Raw genomic sequence first — 24,938 nt, 5'->3', positions numbered from 1 at the left:
AGTTGTGCTAGATACCTGTCTACGCAGGTATGACATCTCTTTTGCAGGGATGACAACCATTGTCCTATATTTTATTGTCCCAAAATTTGGTTAAAACCTCCGGCTTCAGCCGGAAAAGACTTCAGTCCTTGTTCTAAAATATTTCAATTTACTAATGTTATCATATATATTATTCTCTGAATAGAGAATAATATATATGACTGATTATAGTAAGTCTAGCCACACCGTATTTTACCACCGCTTCCATATCGTTTGGATTACTAAGTATCGATACAAAGTACTCACAGGTAACCTCAGGATTAGAATTAGAGAAATTATTGCTCAGGTAGCAGAATATCTTGGTATCAAAATCATCAATGGAATATTATCTGCCGATCATGTCCATATTATGGCTGAAATTCCACCTCATATATCCATTAGTCAGTTTGTTAAAGCAGCTAAAGGACGTTCATCATATAAAATTCAGCAAGAATTTCCTGAAATTAGAAAAACTTACTGGGGACGCCACTTTTGGGCTAGGGGCTTCTTTAGCTCAACCAGTGGTAATGTCACTGATGATATAATCAATAACTACATTAACAATCATTCAGATGCACATCAGCCTAATAATGTAATGAATATCTCTTTAGAGTAAATCCGTGACTTCTAGTCGCAACTTCAACCTACCAGCTTCAGCTGGTTAGTTATTGAGTCAAATTTGCAAAAAAACTTGATTTCAAGTATTAGTGTAGTTGATTTTTATGATATATTATTATTAACCTCAGTTTGATGTAAGAGGAAGGTTGAGATTGTTTAATTTTCCAAAAGCTACAGAAATTTTATTAGGCTTAAAAACATAGGCAAGCAGTCCAGCTAATACGTTAGTTTGAAAATTCATAACAGATCTGTGCCTTGTATGGTCTATATGACAAAGGTTTTTTAGTTGATCGTTAATGGTTTCAATAATATACCTTTTATTTAAAAACCGCTTTTTAATAGGATCTATTATTCTTTCTTTCATATTACTTTTAATTTTTGTTATTAGTTCTAAAGCTTGATTAGCAAGGGATTGAGTGAGTTTTTTACTGATATACCCACGATCACCAAAAAGCCAGCCTTGTAATTTATCTACTAAATTTTCTACCACTGCTCTATCATCAACATTTCCTGGAGTTAAAGAAAAACTCATAATCTCTCCGCAACTGTTAATGACAATATGTAGCTTACAACCAAAGAACCACCCAGTGGAAGTCTTACCTCTTTTTGCTATGTCTTTGAATACTTTATGTCTATTAATTCTTAAATTAGGGCAAGCAGGAAGTTTAGTAGAGTCGATATAATATTGACCAGTTTGTTTTCCTGATAGGCTTTTTAGCAGTAATACCATGGGCATGAAGCTCATTGGCATTAACTGAACAAAACGACTATAGCTCACAAGTTTTGGAAATTCCTTTCTATAACTTTGACATAGGCAGCATAAATAAAAATCTTTAAAGGTACGGTAGTGACTCAAGTGAAACATTACTATAATAGTAATAATCTCTGAGAGTCCTATACTGCAAACTACTTTACGCTTACGGTTAGGATTTGGTAATATATATTTATTTTGCTCCGTATCAAAATGCTTGCAAAAATCATCAATTAAGCAGAAAATCTCCGTAAGAGGGATCATAATATATTCTCCAATTTTGTTGTTATTATTCGAGAACTTTATAATCCCTCCCTTCTTACTTTTCAAATATTCTTTCTCCTAACACACTAGTTTGAAAGAAGGTTTTATTTTTACCATAGCTCACCACCAACAGTTTGTTTATGTTATTACATAATGCTTAGCATTTTGTTTGGTGCTTACGTCAAACTCAGGTTATATATGAAGGATGGAATTTAATAAAAAGCCTATTGCCTAATATGGATATATTTTATATATCTATATACTCAGATCGCTTGAGTATATAAACAAAATAAATATGTTGAATAAAATGCATAAATATAGAACGCATAATTGTAATGAATTGCGATTGAGTGATGTCGGAAAAAGAGTAAAATTATCTGGCTGGGTACATAGAAGAAGAGATCATGGTAATTTGGTATTTATTGATCTTAGGGATCATTTTGGTATCAGCCAATTAGTATTTACTGATCAAGACCCAAGTTTAATGGATGCTGCTAGTCGGTTAAGGTACGAATCGGTCATAACTATTGTCGGTGAAGTGGTAGCAAGGCTTGATGACACAATAAATGACTCATTAACGACCGGTAAAATTGAAATATTGGTAAGTGAGTTTATAATTGAGTCTAATGCCGAAGCTTTACCATTATTGGTGAATTCTGAACAAATTTCTCCCGAAGAAACTAGGTTAAAATATCGTTTCCTAGATCTTAGGCGTGAAAAGTTGCATAATAACATTATGCTAAGATCGCAAATTATTGCTCATCTACGTCAGATTATGACGCAGGGTGGTTTTACTGAATTTCAAACACCAATCTTAACTGCCAGTTCACCAGAAGGGGCTAGGGATTTCTTAGTACCCAGCCGATTACACCCTGGGAAATTTTATGCTTTACCGCAAGCTCCTCAGCAATTCAAACAATTGCTTATGGTATCAGGATTTGATCGTTATTTTCAGATAGCTCCTTGTTTTAGAGATGAGGATGCAAGAGCTGATAGGTCGCCAGGTGAATTTTATCAATTGGATATAGAAATGTCTTTTGTTACGCAGGAAGATATATTTAATACTATTGAACCGGTGATGTATGAAATATTTAGCAAATTTTCTGATAAGACAGTATCAAATACCCCTTTTGTCCAAATTCCATATGAAGAAGCAATGTTAAAATATGGTACTGATAAGCCAGACCTTAGAAATCCGCTAATCATTGCCGATGTTACCGAATTATTTAGAGAATCTAATTTTGCTATTTTTAAAGAAAATATAAAAAATGGCTCTGTTGTAAGAGCGGTACCAGCTCCTAAAACTTCTACTTTACCTAGAAGCTTCTTTGATAAAATGGCAGAATTTGCAATTTCCGAGGGGGCAAGTGGGCTTGGTTACATCCAGTTTCTAGAAGATGGACAAGTTAAAGGGCCTATTGTTAAATTTTTAACAGAGGAACAATTATTAAATTTAAAGTCTTTAGCAAATCTACAAAATGGTGATACTGTCTTCTTTACTAGTGATAAAGTTGATAAAGCCTCTAAACTTGCTGGTAAGATTCGAACTAAATTAGGCGAGGATTTAGCTTTACTTAAAAAAGATTGTTTTGAGTTTTGTTGGATAATAGATTTTCCATTTTATGAATTAAATGAGCAAACTAAAAAAATAGATTTTAGCCATAATCCATTTTCTATGCCCCAAGGTGGTATGGAGATATTAGAATCAGCTAAAACAGTAGATGATCTACTTGCCATTAAAGCATATCAATATGATATTGTTTGTAATGGTATTGAATTATCTAGTGGAGCAATTAGAAATCATAAACCGGAAATAATGTATAAAGCTTTTGAGATTTCTGGATATCCTCCAGAAATTGTTGATAAAAGATTTGGTGGAATGATCAGAGCATTTAAATTTGGTGCTCCGCCACATGGTGGAATAGCCCCTGGCATAGATAGGATTGTTATGTTATTAACCGATTCAACCAATATTAGAGAGGTGATAGCTTTTCCACTAAATCAACAGGCGGAAGATTTATTGATTAATGCTCCTGATTATATTGATGAAAAAGCTTTAAAGGAGCTTAATATTAACTTATCACCTTCAGTGAAAAATAAACTACTAGCTGAAGGAGCTTAAATAAGATGAAAAGTGAAAGAAAAAACAAAAAATAAAATTATCGGAGCATTCCTAGGAACAATCGTTGAATATTACGACTATAGTTTATACGGTTTTTCTGCTGGAATTATTGCAACAAAATTCTTTCCAAATACTGATTATATAACTAGTCTAATAAATGCTTTTGCTGTTTATGCGATGGCATATCTCTCAAAACCTATTGGTTCGCTAATTTTTGGACGTATAGGGGATATTTATGGGCGTAAGACGGCGTTAACTATTACTATAATAGGAATTGTGATACCTACTATGATTATAGGATGTTTGCCAGACTACTCGTCTATTGGGGTTTGGAGTACGGTAATTTTGGTTTTGTGCCGCATTATGCAAGGTATTTTTGTAGCTGGAGAATATGACGGAGCAGCTATTTACGTTATCGAACATTTAGGAGAGAAATATCGATATACCGCTTCGGCGATAACTCGTTGTACTGGAGTTTTAGGCTTATTACTAGGAATTGGGGCAACCAATTTTTTTAGTTCCCATATTTTTCCAGATTGGGGTTGGCGTATTCCTTTCTTAATTAGTTTACCTTTAGCTTTAATTACTCTATATTTCCGTCGTAAATTAGATGAAACACCGGAATTTAAGAAAAATCAAGCAAATGGAATAAGGGTTCAAAGCCTAGCTGCTTTAGTTAACAAACAGTGGCGGATTATTTTGATGGTAGTATTTCTTGCTGGTGGATTTGGTGTGACCTATCAACTACCCATTATCTTTATGAAACAATATTTGCCTATGATTCTACCACAAACTAGTTTTATTATGAGTGTTTTTTCAGTTCTGATAACTGTGTGTTTTGCAATTGCTATGCCTATTTCTGGCTTATTTGCTGATCGATTTAATCAAATGATAGTGTTTAAGATCAGTCTATTTGCTACTCTTGTAGCTAGTCTATTATTTATTATTTCTGTTAACTATCAAATGGTTAATCTGGCTTTAGGCTCTTGTTTAATGCTTGCTTGTTTTGTTGCCCCTTTCAACGCTCTTGCCCATGGTACTATGGTCAAAGCTTTCGCTGTTAATGATCGCTACCGGGCAATAAGTCTTGGGCATACTATGGGGTCAATGTTGATGTCTGGCAGTGCAAATTATGTATGTCTAGTATTAATGAGATATCTAAACTTTAAATTATTCCCCATGATATATCTTATTTTCTTTGTGATATTAGCATATTTGATGGTAAGACGTTTTGAAAAAGATTATAAAAGAAAAATCAAGTTGCAGCCTGATATCAGTATATAGTCAATTCAGGAGAATTTGGGGCTAGGAGCGATGGAGCGACGCCTATAAGTAATAGGCGAACATTGAGCGACGACGTCCCCAACTTCTCATCAATTGATTATACAGCTATAAACTCAGTTATATTATTCTATTTTATCACAAAATACTGTACTATCAGTGTTTACATTACGGAGTATAGCTGTTTTATTTTTTGTATGCCATTCATATTGATTTGCCCCATATAGTACTCCACTAGTACTATAGTTGTAGATTGAATTAATAATAAAAATAGAGTAGGATAAGAAGAGCAAAAGAGTAAATTTTTGTCATTGCGAAGATGCGTAAGCCTCCGAAGCAATCCGTTTCTGAGCATTTTTTGGATTGCCGCTTGTATAAAAATTGCTGTCAAATTTAACAAGTTACAAGATATCGAAAATCTTAGAAAAATCATGAAAAATGTTTACGCAAGTAGTAGCGATCATTTGCCAGATATTGCTATAGTCAATTGATGAGAAGTTGGGGACGTTGTCGCTCGTCGCTCGCCTATTCTTATAAGCGTCGCTCCATCGCTCCTAGCCCCAAATTCTCCTGAATTGACTATAACTGCCAACGGCACTGAAATTATAACATTTTCTAAGGCTGCATAATTATATCGTACTGGGTGTTAATTCAGGTTAATTCACTATAAAAAAACAAAAAATTATAAAAATTTTGCTAATTAGCTATTAGTGGAGAATAAAAAAGTAGTATAGTAACCTGAGTTTGACGTAAGCACCAAACAAAATGCTAAGCATTATGTAATAACATAAACAAACTGTTGGTGGTGAGCTATGGTAAAAATAAAACCTTCTTTCAAACCAGTTTGTTAGAAAGAATATTTGAAAAGTAAGAAGGGAGGGATTATAAAGTTCTCGAATAATAACAACAAAATTGGAGAATATATTATGATCCCTCTTACGGAGATTTTCTGCTTAATTGATGATTTTTGCAAGCATTTTGATACGGAGCAAAATAAATATATATTACCAAATCCTAACCGTAAGCGTAAAGTAGTTTGCAGTATAGGACTCTCAGAGATTATTACTATTATAGTAATGTTTCACTTGAGTCACTACCGTACCTTTAAAGATTTTTATTTATGCTGCCTATGTCAAAGTTATAGAAAGGAATTTCCAAAACTTGTGAGCTATAGTCGTTTTGTTCAGTTAATGCCAATGAGCTTCATGCCCATGGTGTTACTGCTAAAAAGCCTATCAGGAAAACAAACTGGTCAATATTATATCGACTCTACTAAACTTCCTGCTTGCCATAATTTAAGAATTAATAGACATAAAGTATTCAAAGACATAGCAAAAAGAGGTAAGACTTCCACTGGGTGGTTCTTTGGTTGTAAGCTACATATTGTCATTAACAGTTGCGGAGAGATTATGAGTTTTTCTTTAACTCCAGGAAATGTTGATGATAGAGCAGTGGTGGAAAATTTAGTAGATAAATTACAAGGCTGGCTTTTTGGTGATCGTGGGTATATCAGTAAAAAACTCACTCAATCCCTTGCTAATCAAGGTTTAGAACTAATAACAAAAATTAAAAGTAATATGAAAGAAAGAATAATAGATCCTATTAAAAAGCGGTTTTTAAATAAAAGGTATATTATTGAAACCATTAACGATCAACTAAAAAACCTTTGTCATATAGACCATACAAGGCACAGATCTGTTATGAATTTTCAAACTAACGTATTAGCTGGACTGCTTGCCTATGTTTTTAAGCCTAATAAAATTTCTGTAGCTTTTGGAAAATTAAACAATCTCAACCTTCCTCTTACATCAAACTGAGGTTATAGTAGTATAATGGATATTAGAGTTGGAAGGAATACGTGAAAACAATGATAGAAGAAAAAAATAAAAATAATATTAATTATCAACCAAGAATATTTGTTGGTACCGATGATTTCTACGATTTGTTGCTTAATAGCGACATATTTGTTGATAAGAGTCTAATGATCAAGGAGTTGTTAGAAGATAGTGGTAAAGTCACCTTAATCACCCTCCCAAGGCGGTGGGGGAAGAGCTTAAATATGGATATGGTGCGGAGATTTTTTGAGATAGAGGTAGATCAACATGGCAATCCTATACCACAAGAACAAAGAGTGAACTATAAACTATTTGCTGGTGGAGAGGTAGATTTAGGATTAACTAGTGGTAAAAAAAGATTACTACAACCTTTACAAATAGCAAAGTACTCAGAGATTATGCTTGATTACCAAGGTCAATTCCCAGTTATTATTATAAGTTTTAAGGGCGTTAGAGGAAGTAATTATGAAGAAATTGAGGTGGGAATTAAAAGTCAAATAATTAATTTATTTGCCAAGCATCGTTATTTAGAGCGTTATATAAAACAAGATGAAAAATTATTGATTGATGCACAAAAGGAAATATTACAAAGATATTTTACAGGCAAGTTCATAGAAGATGACATTAAAAATAGTTTAAAATTTTTAAGTGACTTACTTTTTAAACATTTTAATCAAAAGGTCTATATACTAATTGACGAATATGATACGCCAATTAATAGTGCATATATGAAATTTGGCAGTAAGGCAGAAGAGTTTGAGGAAGTACTATCTCTATTTCATGCAATATTTGGCAATAGTCTTAAAACCAATGATTCATTACAAAAAGGTGTTATTACCGGCATATTGCGTGTTGCTAAGGCTAATTTGTTTTCAGATTTGAATAATTTAACTGAATGTAGTTTACTAGATGAAAGATTTTCTAGCAGTTACGGATTTACTCAAGCAGAAGTTGATGAATTATTAACTAAAGTACCAACCACTACAAAGCCAGAAGAAATTAAAAATTGGTATAATGGCTATAATTTTGGTGGAGAAGTCATTTATAATCCATGGTCGATTATGCAATGTTTGGCAAGTAAAGGCAAGCTGGATCATTATTGGATTGATAGTGGCGGGACTGATTGGATTGATCATGTATTGCTCTCAGATGAGATGCAAACAGATATTCAGGCTTTAGTTGCAGGTAAAACTATTACTTCTTCTATTACTAAACATATAAATTTTGCTGATATCAGACAACCAGAAGGGCTATTTAGCTTATTATTATTTAGTGGTTATCTAAATCCTGCAGCCAAGATGTCAGAACAAGATATTTACGAACTATCTATCCCTAATTATGAGGTAAAATATATCTACCAAAAAAGAATGGTGCAATGGGTTAGTAAACAATTAGATATTGATAATTCTGGCTATTATTCTTTTGTTACTCTATTACCAGATGGTAAAATAGCATAGTACCCTACAATTTTTTATTTATTTCCTTATGATGAGTAAAAAAGCTGACCGATAAGCGTCATTGCGAGGAACTACTTTAGTAGCGACGAAGCAATCCATGAGAATTAGTATAGTTATGGATGTAAAAACAGTATTAAATGAAGTAATAAAAGAACATTGTCCTTTTATACATAATAATCGTTTAAATGCGTTACTTGATGTTGCAGAAGGCTTGCGATATAGTCAGAATTTGTCTTTGAGTGCAATTGGCAGGAACTTGAGTGGTGATAGTAAAATAAAACATAAAATAAAAAAAGTTGATAGATGTATAGGTAACAAACATTTATATAACGAGGTTGATAATCTCTATAGTGCTTTATCATATTTCATATTTGAGTTTATCAAGCATTCTAATGATGACAGTGTTGTGATTGATTTATGTTATCTTAAAGATGATCGCATGGTACAAATGCTAAGTGCTCAATTTTGTACAAGAGGGATGAGTTTACCTTTGTATCAAGATGTGTTTGAAGAAGGTGAATTAAAGGGCAGAACGGTAGAATTTTTAAATAAATTAAAGAGTATAATACCTGATGGAAAAAGGGTTATTGTGATTATGGACGCTGGCTTTCATATTGAATGGTTTAAGGAAATAGAAAAACAAGGGTGGAGTTGGGTGTGTCGGGTACGACAAGGAAAAGATTTAAAATTAGCTAAGAATGAGGATTGGATATCAGTTGAAAATTTCATGCCATCAATTGGTTCAAAAACGATGGAATGTGGTACGATTCTGCTAACCAAAGCTCATAAATATTCCTGCAGAATGGTTACAACTTGCAAAGTCCCTAAGGGTCGAGTGCAGAAGGTTAGCAGGAATCGTACTAGCAGTAAAACAGCAAATGGTTCATATAACAAAGCTGCAAAAGAACCTTGGATATTGGTAACTAACTTAAGTTCTGATGAATATAAGGGAGCGGAAATAGTGAGGTTATATAGCAAACGTATGCAAATAGAGGAGACGTTTCGAGTGATAAAAAGTCATCAATTTGGTCTTGCTGGAAGATATATTCGAACTTTAGATGTGAATAGATGGGGAGTTTTAATGTTACTATCTGCCATTGTTATTATGGCATATTGGGTTATAGGTGTGGTAGGCTATAGCCAAGGTATGCAAAGAATTTTCCAACCTAACACAGTAAAAGATAAAAAGATTTATTCGTATTTTACCCTTGGGAAATTTATTATTGAATTTAATTATTTGCATGCCATAAAACCATTGGTAGAACCCCTGGCATCTATTATAAAGACGGAGCTTTGTCGTGCTTAATTTCGTGGGGATACATCAGCTCGCAATGACGTTTTTATGCTGCTTAATACTTATAGAATAAAAATTGTAGGGTACTATGATCTAAGACCCCTGCTTACGCAGGGATGACAACCATTATCCTATATTTTATTCAAATCTGCAAAAAAACTTGATTATCGATTATAAGGTGAGTTAACCACATAATATCTATAAATATTAAGATAATTTAAAATATTTACAAATTTTTATCTCGAAACTATTAGTACAACCATAAAAATCATTATACTTCTTAGGTTCTGCATGCAGAACCTAATTGAAATCAATATATGGTAATAAATTTATGGTAAACAAAATAAATATATCTAATGTTATTAAATTCCCTTCCCCATTTGAACGCCTTAAGTCATACACTAATTCACCTGATGTCATCTTACGTAAAGCTATTATTACCCAGGCAATTATTGATGCAACCAATATATCAGAATTACGTGTTGCAAAAAAGCTTGAACTAGAAGCAAAATCATGGATTTTTGGTGGTAGCGAATCTTTTAAAGCAACTTGTATGGAAGGTGAGATTGAACCAGCTTTTATAGTAAAGGTAACCAAGGAAATTATAGAACTACATAAGAGCAAATCTAACTTTAGAAAGCAATCGCAACAAAACTCAGTAAATAGTAAAAAATCATTATTTAAAACAAAATTATAGGTAGATTTATTATCTATCAAATATTATAATAAATATGTTATAATTTAGGTATAATTACGACTAGAGTCTCGTCTTTTAGTTAATTATCAGTTAATATAAGCATCTCAGAGTAATGAAGCTGCTTATATTTTAGTTAGAACAATCATCAAGCCATTATAAAAATTTAAAATAATGGCTTGAAATTCATATGATTATATACTAGTTGTATAGTTATAGGCAACCCTATTAGCATTACTCTGCTATTAGCGAGGGGGTGATAAAGCAATGCTGTTTTGTGTCATACCTGCAGGGATTCCTGCCGTTGTTAAGAATGACAACTTACAATTGCTTTGTCAACCTACGCTCTTCCTTGCAATGACGGTAGATATACTAATTTTAAAGAGATGAAAATGGATAAGGAAGTTAGAAAATATATAGCAGCCGGAAGAACTAATCTGGTGGTAATTTATATATTATTTTTGCGTGGAATAGTTGCTCCGTTATTACCTATTATTGGTGCAGTTTTTTCCTATATTAATAAGGATATTAAAAATAAATATTTATCTAGCCATTATATTTTTATATGGCGGACTTTTTGGATAGGATTCGTTGGTATGATGATATCTATAATGACCACTATAATACTAATTGGTCCTATATTGTATATATGCTTATTAGTGTGGTTTATATTAAGGATTGCTATGGGTTTTAAATATTTATTAAATGGTGTGGAGCATCCGAACTACATGACTTACTGGATAAAATAAAATGGATTTGGAAACTATACTCGGCAAACAAAATTCATATATAGATGTGTACGATAATAGTTTATTACAACCAATTAGTCGTAAATTTGCTAGAGAGCAATTACAGATAATAGGTGATTTACCTTTTTATGGCTTTGATATTTGGAATTGTTATGAGGTCTCTTGGCTAAACCAAACTGGTAAACCTGAGATACGGATATTGGAATTTATGGTGAGTAGCGATTCACCTAATATTATAGAATCAAAGTCACTAAAGCTTTACTTAAATTCTTTTAGTAATACTAAGCTTAGCAGTTCAGAGCAAGTAATAGAGTTAATTACCAGGGATTTAGGTCTAATATTTGGGTCAGATGTAATAGTGTTTTTAAAAGATTTAGAGTCATATGATGGTACTAGGCTGCAATCTTTTTCAGGTATAAATCTTGATAAATTAGATGTGACAATTACTAATTTTGAAATTAGTCAAAATTTGCCAAAATTATTGGAAGATAATACGAAGATCGTCGATGAGGTACTATATTCTAATTTGCTCAAATCAAATTGTTTAGTGACTAATCAACCAGATTGGGCATCAGTACAAATTAGCTATCGAGGCAAAAAAATTGACCATAGTTCTTTATTAAAATATTTGGTGTCATTTCGTAATCATAATGAGTTTCATGAACAATGTATTGAGCGTATTTTTTGTGATATTAGTAAGTTTTGTATTCCCGATGAATTAACTGTTTATGCCAGATATACAAGACGTGGGGGCATAGATATTAACCCTATAAGGTCTAGTAGCAATCTAGATGTTACAAAAATTAGCAATTTAAGACATATTCGTCAATAATTACTGAGTATAGTCAATTGATGAGAAGTTGGTGAATTTGTCCATGCAATTATCTTTTTTATTTATTTCCTCTGACGAGTAAAAAAGCTGACTGCTAAGAGTCATGGCTCAGAGATACTTTAGTAGCATTAAAGCAATCCATAAGAATTAGTATAGATACATCAAGACTATATGGATTGCTTCGTCGTGCGATTTCCGCACTCTTCGCAATAACGTTATCTGTCATTGCGAGACCACATAGTGGTCGTGGCAATCCATTTGGATTGCTTTTGGGATTGCTTCGTTGGCTTATGTCTCCTCGCAATCTGATGTATCCCCACGAAATTGTTGCAAAATAGCAAGAATTGATAGAATATCTTCATTATTTAATGATGATGGAGATAGTAGGTTATGGATGTAAAAACAGTATTAAATGAAGTAATAAAAGAACATTGTCCTTTTATACATAACAATCGTTTAAATGCGTTACTTGATGTTGCAGAAGGCTTGCGATATAGTCAGAATTTGTCTTTGAGTGCAATTGGCAGGAACTTGAGTGGTGATAGTAAAGTAAAACATAAAATAAAAAAAGTTGATAGATGTATAGGTAACAAACATTTATATAACGAGGTTGATAATCTCTATAGTGCTTTATCATATTTCATATTTGAGTTTATCAAGCATTCTAATGATGACAGTGTTGTGATTGATTTATGTTATCTTAAAGATGATCGCATGGTACAAATGCTAAGTGCTCAATTTTGTACAAGAGGGATGAGTTTACCTTTGTATCAAGATGTGTTTGAAGAAGGTGAATTAAAGGGCAGAACGGTAGAATTTTTAAATAAATTAAAGAGTATAATACCTGATGGAAAAAGGGTTATTGTGATTATGGACGCTGGCTTTCATATTGAATGGTTTAAGGAAATAGAAAAACAAGGGTGGAGTTGGGTGTGTCGGGTACGACAAGGAAAAGATTTAAAATTAGCTAAGAATGAGGATTGGATATCAGTTGAAAATTTCATGCCATCAATTGGTTCAAAAACGATGGAATGTGGTACGATTCTGCTAACCAAAGCTCATAAATATTCCTGCAGAATGGTTACAACTTGCAAAGTCCCTAAGGGTCGAGTGCAGAAGGTTAGCAGGAATCGTACTAGCAGTAAAACAGCAAATGGTTCATATAACAAAGCTGCAAAAGAACCTTGGATATTGGTAACTAACTTAAGTTCTGATGAATATAAGGGAGCGGAAATAGTGAGGTTATATAGCAAACGTCATAGTACCCCACAGTTATTGTTGAAGTTGAAAAGCAATCATAATGTGTTTTCGTAGTAATGAAAACAACATAGCAGGGGTATCACTTAACGAGTTATAAAAATAATCTTTTATCCAATCAAATCCATAAGTAAATAATGAGTATAATTTACGACCATGTTTTTTGATCTTTATAGGATAAATTTTGTTCTTAATGTCACCAGCAAGCACGCAAATAGCTAAGGATAAAGATACTATTGCAAATAGTTTTTCTAGCTTTTTTTGATCTGTAATGTGGGTATCTTCAATATTAAATCCAGATGATTTGAGAGACAGAAAAGATCGCTCAATGCTCCACCTTTGCTTATATGCTAGCAAAGCACATTCACCAATAAGGACATTACTAGCAATAAATAGTTGCTCTCTTTCTAATTGCAAACAAGTTATTTTAATTGCCATACCATTGTAAATTTTGCTTTCTATAGTTTTAGTGTTACCTATTTGCATATCGGCAAAACATTTATTCAACTTTATCTTGCCACCGTTGAAATGCTTGACTTTCTCGCTTTTTCTTAGCCTAATAGCAAAGTTGAACGACTATTTTTGCACCTAAAAAGCGGTGGTTTTGATATTGAAAAAAGTCACATTACGTCAATTCGGGATAAGGATATTGTGAACATGTAGATTAAAATCAAATTTTGTTGAAGGTTTATTTTTCTTTAATGAGTAAGCAACAAGAGTAGATAATATATGGACAAAGGCATTTATTGGTGATCTATGTCTAGTATGTTCAAGGTTCATTTTATTTTTTAGATAATCAAAAACTGTTTCAATTAAGTTACGCTTTCGAAGTAAGATTTTTTCTTTCAAATCCATTAATTTATTTTCCATATTCTTCTTAATTCCATGAATCATTTTTAAGCCTCTTTCATATAAATTTAAGAACAAATTTTGCTTAATATAACCTTTATCAGCTGCTATAATTCCAGTTAATCTTTTTGTTAACTCCGGTACTGGAACCCTATCATCTACATTGCCTTTGGTCACTTTTAATGCCATAAACTCCCCTTTATTATTGATTATTACATGTAATTTAAAACCATAAAAATACCCCATAGAGGATTTACTATGTTTGGCTAATCCTTTAAAAACTTTATTGCTATAACGCCTTTTATTGTGACAAGCTTTAATCGTTGTAGAGTCAATAAAATAAATACCTGTTTCCTCACCAAACAACAAATGAATCAACATATTTAGCGGTATGAATAATCGTGCCATTAATTCAACAAATCTATTATAACTCAAGGCTTTGGGAAAATCATCCTTATGCATGCACTCTATATAACTTTTATAGAAAAATTTAAAATTCTTAGCATAGGATGTATGAAACATAATTATTATTGTTAACATTTCACTTAGACTCATGCTACAACAGCGATTTCTTTGCTTATTTGATGGTAATAACTTTCTCTGTTCATACTCCAAATAAATTTTACAAAAATCATCTATAAAACTATATAATTCTGTGATATCTTTTTTCATGCCTGTAGTTTGTTTTTTTGTTTAAAAATATAAATACTGCAGGCACTCCTTTTTGACAATCCTTTTATCTATTACTATTTCATCTATATCTTATCCCGAACTGACGTTTATTGGAAAATTTAGGGATTAACGATAAGGAAGCTGCAAGGCAACAATTCCCAAATGGCACTTTATTAGAGTTAGTGAGAAATGTCGATAATATTTTATTTGAGTATTATAAGAAAAGTGAGCTAGATTTAATAGCATTGTTTTTTAATGTGTTCTTGTCTTATTCAACTTCTGGTGGTTCTGACCTAGGGATAGTTCTAACTCCATCCCATGTAACCAAATTATTTTGTGAGCTAGCAGATATTAATATTAATTCAAAAATTTTAGATCCATGTGTTGGAACTGGTGGATTTCTGACTGCTGCTTGGAAAAAAATATCGTTGAATGATAAATATTCATTTTCAGAAAAAGAAAAGTTCAGGAAAGAAAGTATTATCGGAGTAGAGAAAGACACTAGCATCTACACTATAGTTGCATTAAATATGTTTATTAATAAAGATGGGAGATCTAATCTATATTGTGATGATTGTTTTGCTATCAAGGATACATTATTAGAGAAAGAATGTAATGTTGGCTTTATTAATCCGCCTTATTCGGACGAGATATATTCTGAAATCTCATTTGTAGAATTAATGTTAGATGTTTTACTACCTAACTCTATCGGAGTGGCAATTATCCCTGTTAATGCTGTATCAAGCAGAACCAAAAAACACTCTGGATTAATATCAATTAAAGAAAGAATTCTTACCAAGCATAAGCTTTTAGCCTCTATAAAAATGCCCTGTCAATTGTTTTATCCTAAAGGTACGGAAACTATTATTTTGGTTTTTGAAACACACTCACAACACATGGGTGAAACATGGTTTGCTGAATTTAATGATGGTTATGAACTAATTAAAAATCAAAAAATGAGAACTCCTAAATACATAGCAGAACAAAATTACCAGAATTTCTTAGATGCATACAAGCAAAAATCTGAAACAAAATTTTCATTTAAAAAAATTATTACAGCAAAAGATCAGTGGGTTTATACGTTACATAAAGAATTCAACTGTTTAATAAAAATCAACGATATACAAAATACAGTAAATAATTATTTTGCATATTTAGTGCAAAATAGATATTTTAAATTCTTGCCAAGAGATTATTATAATACGCAGCACAAATATGGTGATTCTATAGATATTATCAATCACTTATCTAAAGAATCACTGATAACATATTTTGATATTTTGCCAACAAAACAAATTGATAAAATAAACATTGAATTATCTAACCTTTTTAATCCAAAAGCGATTCCTTTTATCGGTAGAAAAGGCGTAAATAACGGAGTTTCTGACTATGTTATTCCTACGAATGGTTTGATAAATAATGGAAATACTATAACAATAGCCTTAGATGGTAGTACTGGTTCAACCTTCTACCAACATCATGATTTTTGCTCCGGTCAAAATATCTGGATTTTAAAAATAAAAGAAGAGAAATTACCAAATAAAATACTTGATCCTGATGTGGCATTATTTCTGACTACCTCTATAAGATTAGCAGTGCAAGAGTATAGTTATAATCTAGGATTAACCAAAGGTAGATTACAAAATATTTCATTCTTACTACCTTTAAATAAGAATAAAACCATTAACATTGAATTTATTAAAAGTTTAATGGCGGGTATTGATAATTCAGTGTTTCTCAAACATATTTTAGGATCGCGATATTAGATTATATACTCACCTTACGCATAACCCATGGTAATTAAAAATTGCAGAAAAGTACAAGACGTCATTGCAAGAAAGACCGTAGGTCGATAGCAATTATAAATTCAAAATATAAATTGCTGTAATATAGCTATAATTGCTAGGTGTAAATTTAGAGTAATTAAGTCTCTAAACAATTAGTAATTAACATTATAGTTAGCTCTAAAGTTGTAATATTATTTTGTTTTAAAACTAATATTTTTGAATTTATAATTGTTGGTAGGTCGACAAAGCAACCAGGTTTTGTGTTATCCCTGCATTTGATGTCCCGACTTAATACGGATACTACGTGGTCTCGCTAATAGATATCTTGCAATTTTCAAATTGCCATGGGTTATGCGTAAGGTGAGTGATACAATAGGTTATTAGTTATGTATGAAAAAAGATTAAAAAACTGCTTCGTCTCTTTAAGCTCTGAGTATATCGTGTCTTGTAAGTATCCTAATACTTTAAAAAGGTCTTTGTATACTTTTAGTATTATAAAAATCCTGCAACAAAATAGTGATTTGCTTGATTATCTTAGTTCGAATAGCCAAAAGAACTTGCATTCCATTTTGGAAAAATACGGAACACTTTCTATTGAGCTGTTAAAGCAACAAAAATATCAAACAGAAGAGATAACAAATTTTTCTACTTCTCTTAAGCAATTATTGGATTATTTAGAAAACTCTTCTAACTCACATCGGGCAAAAGATAATCAAGCACTAAAAACAGTAATGGATTTAGCGGAAAATTTCGTACGACATTGTTGCCTACTGATAACTGAAGATATTAAGAATCAAGATGTTATAAATAATCTACAGGCGACTGCAATTATTGTAAATTTAGAGATAGGTGCTAGGAACGATGAAGCGATTCCTATATCTAATAGGCGAGTAACTAGTGACAACGTCACCAATTTCTCATCAATTGACTATAATTTATTAACAGAACAACAAAATCTACTTTTAGATCAATTATTGCTTATTAAAGAATTATGGCAAATTGATTCTACTATTGATCTAAAGAAAGACTCTGTCCTATTGCTATTCCATGCCAATATATTATTAATACTGCAAGCAGAGAACTCAGTAGATTATAAATATATTTTTGAAAGAATTGTTAATTTCCTGATAAATGATCACAACGTATTAATAGAATTAACTAATGCTAAGTTAATTTGCTTATATAACAGGATAAAAGATTTATGTGTTAAATCTAAGATTATAAACCATATTTTGATAAAAATACATGAGGAATCAAAGTTTAGAAAAAATTTCAATAAATTGAATAATTTAGGATATGAGCTTTTAGAATTATTTGAAAATTATAATACTATGATACATCAGATAGAAAATTCGGAATTTAATATAGTAGAAAGATTTTTACTCCAGCGAAATACCTTTATGCATGAAATTTTAATTAATATTATAAAGCATATAAATGCTATCAGGATACTCAATATAACCGTAGACCCTGATCTTAATTATATACTATCTTATATTAGAAAAGGGTTAACTCAAAATATTCAAAGTGGTCATACTATTTCTTTAATGATTTCTTCTATTGAATCTAAATTTTCTTCAAAACTTGAAGCTAAAATTATTAAACGATATATTTCTTTAGATAGTTTTACTAAAAATGCCTTAAAAACTAGGTATCAGCTACTATTTAGCAATATTAGTTCATTGTTAAAAAAAGATCTAAACTATGTAGAGTTTATACAACAGATAATAACCTGTAAAATCGCAGCTGACTATAAGATAAATAACTATGTTACTTCAGTCAAAATGTTGAGGATAATTGAACAAGAAAGGGTAATAGTAATAAACCAATTACGCGAAATAAATTTTGTAGAAATTTTTAGTGATAAATATTCAAATAAAACATTTAGTTTAAATTTTAAGAAATATGTCAGGAGGACTAATATAACAACTCCTTCAGGTTATGTTACAGTAATCATTAGAATATTGCTAACAACTTTTAGTGTTGAACAGCTTCAGCTCTTATCGCGATTTCTAAAGAATGGTAATTTAACGACAATTCAAGAAATTGTTCAGCAGGAGTTGGTTATGCAAGTTAAAAAACGCACCACTATAGGCAAAATAATATATTATATATTTACTAGGAGGAAAAATGAACTTACCATACTTAATAACATCAAGAAATCTCTAAATGAATATACTAACCGTCATTGCTAGGTTCTGTGAACAAAATTTTAATTGTTTAGATTTTGAGTATTTTTAAGCGAAAATTAATAAGATTTTTGCCGGAATAGTTAGTTCTATTTCAAAAAAATCTTATAATTTGCAGCTAAAAAGAGTCGAAATCTAGTAATTTAAATTTTGTTCACAGAGCCTAGGTATATAGTCAATTCAGGATAATTTGGGGCTAGGAACGATGGCAATGGCATTCGGTTAAGCTGTTATCCCTCTTAAATTAAGAACTAACCTTATTAATTTTAGGTTATTAGAGAAGCGAATTCCTACATTTGGACTTTGGACAAAATACCCTATTTTTTTACAAAATAGTAAGTTTTATAAAAAACTAGTATTTTTAGCTAACTTTTTAAAAAGTTTATCAATCTATAGTTAATATTTTTGCAATCTCAAGTAAATTACTTTATATCTCATATAGATTATAAGTTGCTAAATATAGGCTAAATTATTTTGTCCAAAGTCCAACTACATGTTTTATCATATTTTTTAATAAGGCAAGCAATAATAGTACCCATTTTTAGGAACTAAGCACAATAACTCATGACCTCCAAACTGGATTTTCTTAACCGAATGCCATTGGGAACGATGGAGCGACGCCACAACTGTTGAAAGTTAGAAGGTGGAGCGGGTTTAGATAGCTTTTCCGCTATTAGCGAGACAACGCAAGTAGGTCGTGGCAATGATCTATAAGTTTATTGTGTAATTTATTTAAATGACATATTATATTAAATGTTACACGAAAGACAGAATTTGAAACATGCCATAATCTAAAGTATAAATATTGTATTGAAGTGCAAAATTTAACAGAAGACGATTGTAAAAATCTGATCAAACTTTCTGGTATTAAAATTATAGATTTTTGTGAAGAACAGGCATTAATAACGGCAAAAATAATTAAAAAAACAAAATAGTATGGTTTATCCTTAGGCGATAGGGGTTGTATTGCTTTAGCAATGTTTAAAAATTATCCTATACTTACTTGTGATGATATGGCAAAAAGTTGACCTTGATATTAGACCTCTTGCATAACCTAATCTAATTGGTAATTTTGTTGTCAAAACTCGTCTCCGTTCCTCACGTACATCTTAGTACGCTGCGGTACTCGACTTCGTTTTTCCTAAAAATTCCTCAATTATCTTTAGGTTATGCAAGAGGTCTATTGAATTCATAATGGCAAGATAATATACCTCTTTTGAAACTCTACTTTTGCAATGACTAAAAATAAGAGCAAATACCATGTTAACTAAAGAAACTAAATTAAAACTATACACTTCTGCTTTGAAAAGTATCAAATTATGCAATAAATATATTGCTTCCATACTACTACTATTACCCTTAATAGCAAATGGCAAGATTGTTAAGACTAATAGTTTAGAGCAAATAAATAATGAATATCAAGAATTATGCAATAATTATCCCCCGGAGGATATCCTACTGGTTTTAGGAAGAGACAAAGTTATATTCAAATCATTCTTTCCACCAATTAACCAACTGAATAAAAATGAATTATCTAAACTATCTGAATTATTTAAATCAGTTAAAGCATCAAAGGTAGTTTATATTGATACAATATTGTTTACAGAGTATAAAAATGAGTTATTAGATAGCAATTTACCTAAATTTATAAAAGGTATAATGGATAAAGGAAGTCCAGTAATTGTTAGTGACCGTAGTTTAACTGGTAACTTTAACAATATAAAGAAATTAGAAATATGGAAGGCTGATTATTTAAAGAAATTTGATATTGACTTATCTAATAGTTTCCCTCAACATAATTATCTTATTTTTAATAATATGGAGCCTTTTGATAATACTTATCAGACATTTTATCAAGGTATATTGAGCAGCAATAATAGTCCTTCATTTCGGTTAATATTAAACTTTTTAATAGAAGTGAAGTTCATGCCAAAAGTTCTAATAATGATTGATGAAAATTCTAGTGAGTTAATTTCGATGGAAAGTCAACTCAAAAATTATGACGATAATGTGATGTTTATTGGTTATAATTATCGATTATCTGATACAAAAGAATCAATATTTAACTCTCGTGATTTTGTAAAATTATTTAGTGAGTTGATTAATAAGATAAATGCTACAAAAAGAAGCAATGTTAAAATTAAGAATCAGAAAAACATAAATCCATATGACAATAAAAAATAACCTTTTATTAAAATTGTTAGACCTCCTGCATAAGTCAAAATTATTATTAATTCTTGTTATGCTACCATATACGAGTTATGCAATAATCATTCCCACTTATTCTATAGATTCTGTTACGGTAAAAAATTTATTTGAAAAAATTAATGGATCTAGCTTAGTGCTAATCAATATTGATGATACAATAATTACACCTAAGTCTAATATGTTTCGTTATGCTAATCCTTATGCAGGGTTTACCGAGGAGCTTGCTGCTTTAAAAAAGTATCGTTCCAATATAGATGAAGTAATTGCTAAGTTGCTACTACAAAGACAAGTTATGTTGGTAGAAGCTAATTGGTCGAAATTTATTGATAAGCTAAAGAGTTCCGGGGCTTTGGTTTTTGGCTTTACTAAAATTAACCCAGCATGTAGAAGGATTGAAAATTATGAGGAATGGCAGTATAAGCAACTAAGTAGACTTGGTATTAAATTTACTGATAAAGTTAATAATAAAGAAATATTAAAATTTGATGAGAATGATAAAAGGTCACCAATTTTTTATAAAGGCATAATATTTACTGATTTTTTAAATAAAACTCAGGCACTATATGAGTTTATGCGTATCACAAATATTTTACCTGATAACATTATAATTTTTGAGAATAAAAAAAGTGAATTAAATGATATAGATAATTTTCTAAAGATAGTTGACCTAGATTATTATGGAATAGAATATTTAGCTGTTACAGAATTAAAGGGTACTCCACAGGATAATATAGTGAAGTTGCAACAAGAAGTATTATTAAAAACAGGAAAATGGTTAGAAGATGATGATGCTAAGCAATTGATAAAAAATAACAAATGATGGTTAATTTAATTAGGTCGTTAAAAAGTTTAATTACCGATGCTGGAAGAATTGCTCTAATGACAAGAGATTTAGGGCTAATAGTTTGTTATAAAGATGATAATTCACCTGTAACAAATGCTGATAAAGAAATTAGTGATTTTATATATAATGGTTTAACAAAGTTAACACCAAATATTCCTGTAATTTGTGAAGAGAGAGAGCCAGTTGCTTTAAATAAAGAGCAATTTTGGTTGATTGATCCGATTGATGGGACAAAAAGTTATGTCAAAGGTGAGGATACATATACAGTAAATATTGCCTTGATAAAAAATGGTATGCCTGTTATTGGCTTTATCTATCAACCATCCATACAGAAATTACATTATACAGATGTTAATAATATTTTGCGAGTTGAACAAAATGACGTGGAAGTAAGTTTTGATGCCTTACCTAGAAATCATTATAGTGCTGTTGTTAGCTCACACTGCTCCAATTCAAAGATTAAGAAATTTTTAGAAAAACATTTAATTACCGAAATAGTTAGCATACCAAGCTCAATTAAATTATGTTTAATAGCAGAAGGGAAAGTCGATATTTACCCCAAATTTGGGACAACTATGGAATGGGATATCGCAGCAGGTCATGCACTAATTAAAGCTAATGGTGGAAATGTTGTTGATCTAGATGGCAATGAATTAGTTTATCAAAAGAAGAATTTCCAGAACCCTCATTTCTATGCTTATAGTCGATATTTCCCTATTCTTACTTCATTGTAATATAGAATTAGACTATAATGCTCCATAAATTTAGACCAAAAAAATTAGACCGATCCGTTTTTTATGGGATAAAATAACCAGGATAGCAGCGATTCCAAATATGTCATAGAAGGAAGGTAAGTAAAAGGATATGGAATAAGTTTTTCGTAGAGGAATAGTTAAAAAAGTAGTCAAAGTTGGATAAATTATCTAAGATAATATCAATATAATATTGGTATCAAGTTATGCATTCAAAGAAACATTTAAGTTTTAGTGCAATCAGAAGTATGATTGCAGATAGATTTGCTGGTATAGAAGATAGAAGGGGTGTAAATAGCAGCAATTCCAAATATGACATTATGGATACATAGGGAAATTTTAGCATTGCGATCCACTCAACTTTAAGACGAATAATCTATTTTTCTGTTAAAGATTTGTATGTATTTTCTTGAATTCTATAAATATTTTTATACAAACTTATCATAATTCACGTTATTGTAATCAATTTGGTAAAAACCAACGGTTAGCAATAAATAAGTCTATTGCTCTAGAAAAAGCTTTTGATAGGTCGAATCTATATTGGCGGGACTCTGTAATCTCGTTTGCCAGCTAATATCTCCCATAACATTTCCATTGATTCAAAGAAAAAAAGGTCTACTAAACTTCTTATTCGTTCCCATAACGATCCTAATCTACCAAATTGCTCCCTCATTTCTTGAAATAATTTATCAACTAATTGGTGTATTTGATGAATAGTAAATGCTAACAAAGTAAAATTGTAGAAATTATAACATAGATTCTCAGAACCATGACCGTAATTATGTTCTATATTATAACCATGATTCTTTAAGCTATTAAAGCATTCGTTCTCTATTTTCCAACGTGCTCTTGCTCCGTCTATTATTGTTTTAGCATTATCTGAGGTGATTTCTAGATCAGTAATCCATTTACCATAATACTGACTTTTGTTACTACCATCTTTCTGCGGCACTAGCTCCCATGCCGCTATATAATTTGTTCTTACCTTAGTGCTAGTAAATAATTCAACATCATTAACCCATTCAATTATCAATTTGTTCCTTCTAAGGCTCAATGTCTCTATCTTTGATTTATCTACAGATTGAACATTATCCATTAATGTCTTATGATTATTGGGTTTTACTTTAAAAATATAATTAGCTTTATGATCACGAATTGTTTCTATCACTGGAGTTGTTGCATATAAGGCATCAGCATTGATTATTATCCCTAATTTATCATGATCCTTTCTAAATCTTGTCAAAAATCTCTTGAAAGCATTCGTCTCACAATCCTCTTTCTCATCACCATCTTGTACACGAATTTCCTCAGGCATTACTGGTATTACTTGTCGTAACCCAAATTTTACAATAGCCCCTTGTAATACTTGATGACAATGATATTGGTTATTTTTATGCCCTCTAATTAGGCAACGTTTACAACTCACTTTATCAGAGCTGTAATATTGTGTACCATCAACATTTAATAAGTATTTACCAGGAAATATTTGATATTGTTCTAGATGCTTCCCTCGTTGTAATTTACTAAATAATTCTTTGAAAATAGGTCTAAACGTTACGTCACTATCTACTTGGTCTATTACGTTCCTCATCCCCTGATCGCTAGGAAGCGATTGTACTGTAAACATGCTACGCAGATTATTACGTTGTTCCTTCCTTTCCATACGCCTTTGAAATTCTAGCAAAGATACTGATTGAAAATACATACACGCCAAACCAGATAACATAATATCTGCTATACTATTACTACTATTTACACCCCTTCTATCTTCTATACCAGCAAATCTATCTGCAATCATACTTCTGATTGCACTAAAACTTAAATGTTTCTTTGAATGCATAACTTGATACCAATATTATATTGATATTATCTTAGATAATTTATCCAACTTTGACTACTTTTTTAACTATTCCTCTACGAAAAACTTATTCCATATCCTTTTACTTACCTTCCTTCTATGACATATTTGGAATCGCTGTATATTTTAGATTGGTTTCATTTGGGTATGAAATTTGAGAATATATCGTTACCAAAAAGGCTAAAAGAAGATCTGATGCATATCAAGTGGCATTTATGGAGAGGAGATGTGGAGAAGGCGATGATAAGATTTAAAGAAATATTAGCACTGACAAAAGAAGAACAGCATCATGATAGGATTAAAAAATTATCCCAATATGTTGATAATAATAAAGATAAAATTGTGGATTACTCAACAAGGAAGGATCAAGGGCTGATCTTTACTAGTAATCTTGCTGAATCAACTGTTGAGAGTTTAATCAATCAAAGATGTAAAGGGCAGCAACACATGAGATGGTCTAGAGAGGGGTTAAATCCTATTTTGCAATTAAGATCTATAATCCATAGTAATGATTGGTCTAGCAAATGGAAAACTGCGGTACTAAATGCTGCTTAATAATTCACTATATTACACTTCCTCGCTCCATCGTTCCTAGCACCAAATTCTC

General features: G+C 31.2%; 22 protein-coding genes. 17 read left to right on the top strand and 5 right to left on the bottom strand.

From position 1 onward, the window contains the following. Positions 1–196 precede the first annotated feature (196 nt). Complete coding sequence (tnpA, locus tag NBW66_RS01770; protein ID WP_250310592.1) at positions 197–634, top strand: IS200/IS605 family transposase; 438 nt, start codon at positions 197–199, stop codon at positions 632–634. Positions 635–760: 126 nt separating this feature from the next. Here tnpA and NBW66_RS01765 read toward each other — a convergent pair whose 3' ends face one another. Next, entirely contained in the window at positions 761–1,651 is an 891-nt protein-coding gene (locus NBW66_RS01765; protein ID WP_250310756.1) for an IS982 family transposase, read from the bottom strand. A gap of 307 nt (positions 1,652–1,958) precedes the next feature. Here NBW66_RS01765 and aspS point away from each other — a divergent pair, with 307 nt between their 5' ends. After that, complete coding sequence (aspS, locus tag NBW66_RS01760) at positions 1,959–3,773, top strand: aspartate--tRNA ligase (protein WP_250311570.1); 1,815 nt, start codon at positions 1,959–1,961, stop codon at positions 3,771–3,773. A 12-nt stretch (positions 3,774–3,785) separates the two neighbouring features. After that, positions 3,786–5,057 (top strand): MFS transporter, encoded by a 1,272-nt coding sequence (locus tag NBW66_RS01755; RefSeq protein ID WP_250311569.1) that lies wholly within the window; start codon positions 3,786–3,788, stop codon positions 5,055–5,057. Positions 5,058–5,514: 457 nt separating this feature from the next. Here the strand turns inward: NBW66_RS01755 and NBW66_RS01750 are convergent, their stop codons facing one another. After that, positions 5,515–5,652, bottom strand: a complete 138-nt coding sequence (locus NBW66_RS01750) for a hypothetical protein (RefSeq protein WP_250311568.1) — start codon at positions 5,650–5,652, stop codon at positions 5,515–5,517. 328 nt (positions 5,653–5,980) lie between these two features. Between NBW66_RS01750 and NBW66_RS01745 the strand changes: the two genes are divergently transcribed. The 7 genes from NBW66_RS01745 (at position 5,981) to NBW66_RS01715 (ending at position 13,229) form a co-directional block, all read left to right on the top strand. Beyond that, a complete protein-coding gene (locus NBW66_RS01745) occupies positions 5,981–6,871 on the top strand; it encodes an IS982 family transposase (protein ID WP_250310807.1) in 891 nt (296 codons plus the stop codon). 50 nt (positions 6,872–6,921) lie between these two features. Then, positions 6,922–8,346 (top strand): AAA family ATPase, encoded by a 1,425-nt coding sequence (locus NBW66_RS01740; protein WP_250311567.1) that lies wholly within the window; start codon positions 6,922–6,924, stop codon positions 8,344–8,346. Between the two features lie 115 nt (positions 8,347–8,461). After that, positions 8,462–9,652 carry an IS4 family transposase gene (locus NBW66_RS01735; RefSeq protein ID WP_250311566.1) on the top strand — a complete coding sequence of 397 codons (1,191 nt, stop codon included), beginning with the start codon at positions 8,462–8,464 and terminating at the stop codon, positions 9,650–9,652. Positions 9,653–9,971: 319 nt separating this feature from the next. After that, positions 9,972–10,337, top strand: a complete 366-nt coding sequence (locus NBW66_RS01730) for a hypothetical protein (RefSeq protein ID WP_250311565.1) — start codon at positions 9,972–9,974, stop codon at positions 10,335–10,337. A gap of 383 nt (positions 10,338–10,720) precedes the next feature. Then, positions 10,721–11,083: a DUF4870 family protein gene (locus NBW66_RS01725; RefSeq protein WP_250311564.1), complete on the top strand. Its 363-nt coding sequence runs from the start codon at positions 10,721–10,723 to the stop codon at positions 11,081–11,083. Between the two features lies 1 nt (position 11,084). Next, entirely contained in the window at positions 11,085–11,915 is an 831-nt protein-coding gene (queF, locus tag NBW66_RS01720) for an NADPH-dependent 7-cyano-7-deazaguanine reductase QueF (protein WP_250311563.1), read from the top strand. A gap of 390 nt (positions 11,916–12,305) precedes the next feature. After that, on the top strand, positions 12,306–13,229 hold the full coding sequence (locus NBW66_RS01715) for a transposase (protein ID WP_250311562.1): 924 nt from the start codon (positions 12,306–12,308) through the stop codon (positions 13,227–13,229). On the opposite strand, the gene NBW66_RS01710 is transcribed toward NBW66_RS01715, so the two are convergent. Both NBW66_RS01710 and NBW66_RS01705 read right to left on the bottom strand, forming a co-directional pair. Beyond that, entirely contained in the window at positions 13,188–13,679 is a 492-nt protein-coding gene (locus NBW66_RS01710) for a transposase (protein ID WP_250311561.1), read from the bottom strand. The two genes, NBW66_RS01715 and NBW66_RS01710, sit on opposite strands and share 42 nt — an antisense overlap. A gap of 123 nt (positions 13,680–13,802) precedes the next feature. Then, entirely contained in the window at positions 13,803–14,693 is an 891-nt protein-coding gene (locus tag NBW66_RS01705; protein ID WP_250310582.1) for an IS982 family transposase, read from the bottom strand. A gap of 110 nt (positions 14,694–14,803) precedes the next feature. On the opposite strand from NBW66_RS01705, the gene NBW66_RS01700 reads away from it, so the two are divergent. The 6 genes from NBW66_RS01700 (at position 14,804) to NBW66_RS14380 (ending at position 22,805) form a co-directional block, all read left to right on the top strand. After that, a complete protein-coding gene (locus tag NBW66_RS01700) occupies positions 14,804–16,459 on the top strand; it encodes an N-6 DNA methylase (protein WP_250311560.1) in 1,656 nt (551 codons plus the stop codon). A gap of 590 nt (positions 16,460–17,049) precedes the next feature. Further along, complete coding sequence (locus NBW66_RS01695) at positions 17,050–18,675, top strand: hypothetical protein (protein WP_250311559.1); 1,626 nt, start codon at positions 17,050–17,052, stop codon at positions 18,673–18,675. Between the two features lie 1,254 nt (positions 18,676–19,929). Then, the gene (locus NBW66_RS01690) at positions 19,930–20,853 is read left to right on the top strand and encodes a DUF2608 domain-containing protein (protein ID WP_250311558.1); all 924 of its coding nucleotides are present in this window, start codon (positions 19,930–19,932) and stop codon (positions 20,851–20,853) included. A gap of 58 nt (positions 20,854–20,911) precedes the next feature. Further along, positions 20,912–21,697: a DUF2608 domain-containing protein gene (locus NBW66_RS01685; protein WP_250311557.1), complete on the top strand. Its 786-nt coding sequence runs from the start codon at positions 20,912–20,914 to the stop codon at positions 21,695–21,697. Beyond that, positions 21,694–22,455, top strand: a complete 762-nt coding sequence (locus NBW66_RS01680) for a 3'(2'),5'-bisphosphate nucleotidase CysQ family protein (RefSeq protein WP_250311556.1) — start codon at positions 21,694–21,696, stop codon at positions 22,453–22,455. Before NBW66_RS01685 ends, NBW66_RS01680 begins: the two co-directional genes overlap by 4 nt. Positions 22,456–22,679: 224 nt before the next feature. Beyond that, positions 22,680–22,805 carry a hypothetical protein gene (locus NBW66_RS14380; protein ID WP_284346710.1) on the top strand — a complete coding sequence of 42 codons (126 nt, stop codon included), beginning with the start codon at positions 22,680–22,682 and terminating at the stop codon, positions 22,803–22,805. Between the two features lie 203 nt (positions 22,806–23,008). On the opposite strand, the gene NBW66_RS01675 is transcribed toward NBW66_RS14380, so the two are convergent. Next, a complete protein-coding gene (locus NBW66_RS01675) occupies positions 23,009–24,313 on the bottom strand; it encodes a transposase (RefSeq protein ID WP_250311217.1) in 1,305 nt (434 codons plus the stop codon). 117 nt (positions 24,314–24,430) lie between these two features. On the opposite strand from NBW66_RS01675, the gene NBW66_RS01670 reads away from it, so the two are divergent. Further along, positions 24,431–24,886 carry a UPF0236 family transposase-like protein gene (locus tag NBW66_RS01670; RefSeq protein ID WP_250311555.1) on the top strand — a complete coding sequence of 152 codons (456 nt, stop codon included), beginning with the start codon at positions 24,431–24,433 and terminating at the stop codon, positions 24,884–24,886. Positions 24,887–24,938: the final 52 nt, after the last annotated feature.

Source organism: Rickettsia endosymbiont of Oedothorax gibbosus (assembly GCF_936269705.1).
GTDB lineage: Bacteria > Pseudomonadota > Alphaproteobacteria > Rickettsiales > Rickettsiaceae > Tisiphia.
Note: the sequence above shows the minus strand (reverse complement) of the source record. Positions and strands in the feature narration are given on the sequence as shown.

Excerpts from the sequence above, each read along its gene's own strand:
- tnpA (WP_250310592.1), top strand. The coding sequence starts at position 197 with ATGACTGATTATAGTAAGTCTAGCCACACCGTATTTTACCACCGCTTC.
- NBW66_RS01765 (WP_250310756.1), bottom strand. The coding sequence starts at position 1,651 with ATGATCCCTCTTACGGAGATTTTCTGCTTAATTGATGATTTTTGCAAG.
- aspS (WP_250311570.1), top strand. The coding sequence starts at position 1,959 with ATGCATAAATATAGAACGCATAATTGTAATGAATTGCGATTGAGTGAT.
- NBW66_RS01745 (WP_250310807.1), top strand. The coding sequence starts at position 5,981 with ATGATCCCTCTTACGGAGATTTTCTGCTTAATTGATGATTTTTGCAAG.
- NBW66_RS01740 (WP_250311567.1), top strand. The coding sequence starts at position 6,922 with ATGATAGAAGAAAAAAATAAAAATAATATTAATTATCAACCAAGAATA.
- NBW66_RS01735 (WP_250311566.1), top strand. The coding sequence starts at position 8,462 with ATGGATGTAAAAACAGTATTAAATGAAGTAATAAAAGAACATTGTCCT.
- NBW66_RS01730 (WP_250311565.1), top strand. The coding sequence starts at position 9,972 with ATGGTAAACAAAATAAATATATCTAATGTTATTAAATTCCCTTCCCCA.
- NBW66_RS01725 (WP_250311564.1), top strand. The coding sequence starts at position 10,721 with ATGAAAATGGATAAGGAAGTTAGAAAATATATAGCAGCCGGAAGAACT.
- queF (WP_250311563.1), top strand. The coding sequence starts at position 11,085 with ATGGATTTGGAAACTATACTCGGCAAACAAAATTCATATATAGATGTG.
- NBW66_RS01715 (WP_250311562.1), top strand. The coding sequence starts at position 12,306 with ATGGATGTAAAAACAGTATTAAATGAAGTAATAAAAGAACATTGTCCT.
- NBW66_RS01705 (WP_250310582.1), bottom strand. The coding sequence starts at position 14,693 with ATGAAAAAAGATATCACAGAATTATATAGTTTTATAGATGATTTTTGT.
- NBW66_RS01690 (WP_250311558.1), top strand. The coding sequence starts at position 19,930 with ATGTTAACTAAAGAAACTAAATTAAAACTATACACTTCTGCTTTGAAA.
- NBW66_RS01685 (WP_250311557.1), top strand. The coding sequence starts at position 20,912 with ATGCTACCATATACGAGTTATGCAATAATCATTCCCACTTATTCTATA.
- NBW66_RS01680 (WP_250311556.1), top strand. The coding sequence starts at position 21,694 with ATGATGGTTAATTTAATTAGGTCGTTAAAAAGTTTAATTACCGATGCT.
- NBW66_RS14380 (WP_284346710.1), top strand. The coding sequence starts at position 22,680 with ATGCATTCAAAGAAACATTTAAGTTTTAGTGCAATCAGAAGTATGATT.
- NBW66_RS01675 (WP_250311217.1), bottom strand. The coding sequence starts at position 24,313 with ATGCATTCAAAGAAACATTTAAGTTTTAGTGCAATCAGAAGTATGATT.
- NBW66_RS01670 (WP_250311555.1), top strand. The coding sequence starts at position 24,431 with ATGACATATTTGGAATCGCTGTATATTTTAGATTGGTTTCATTTGGGT.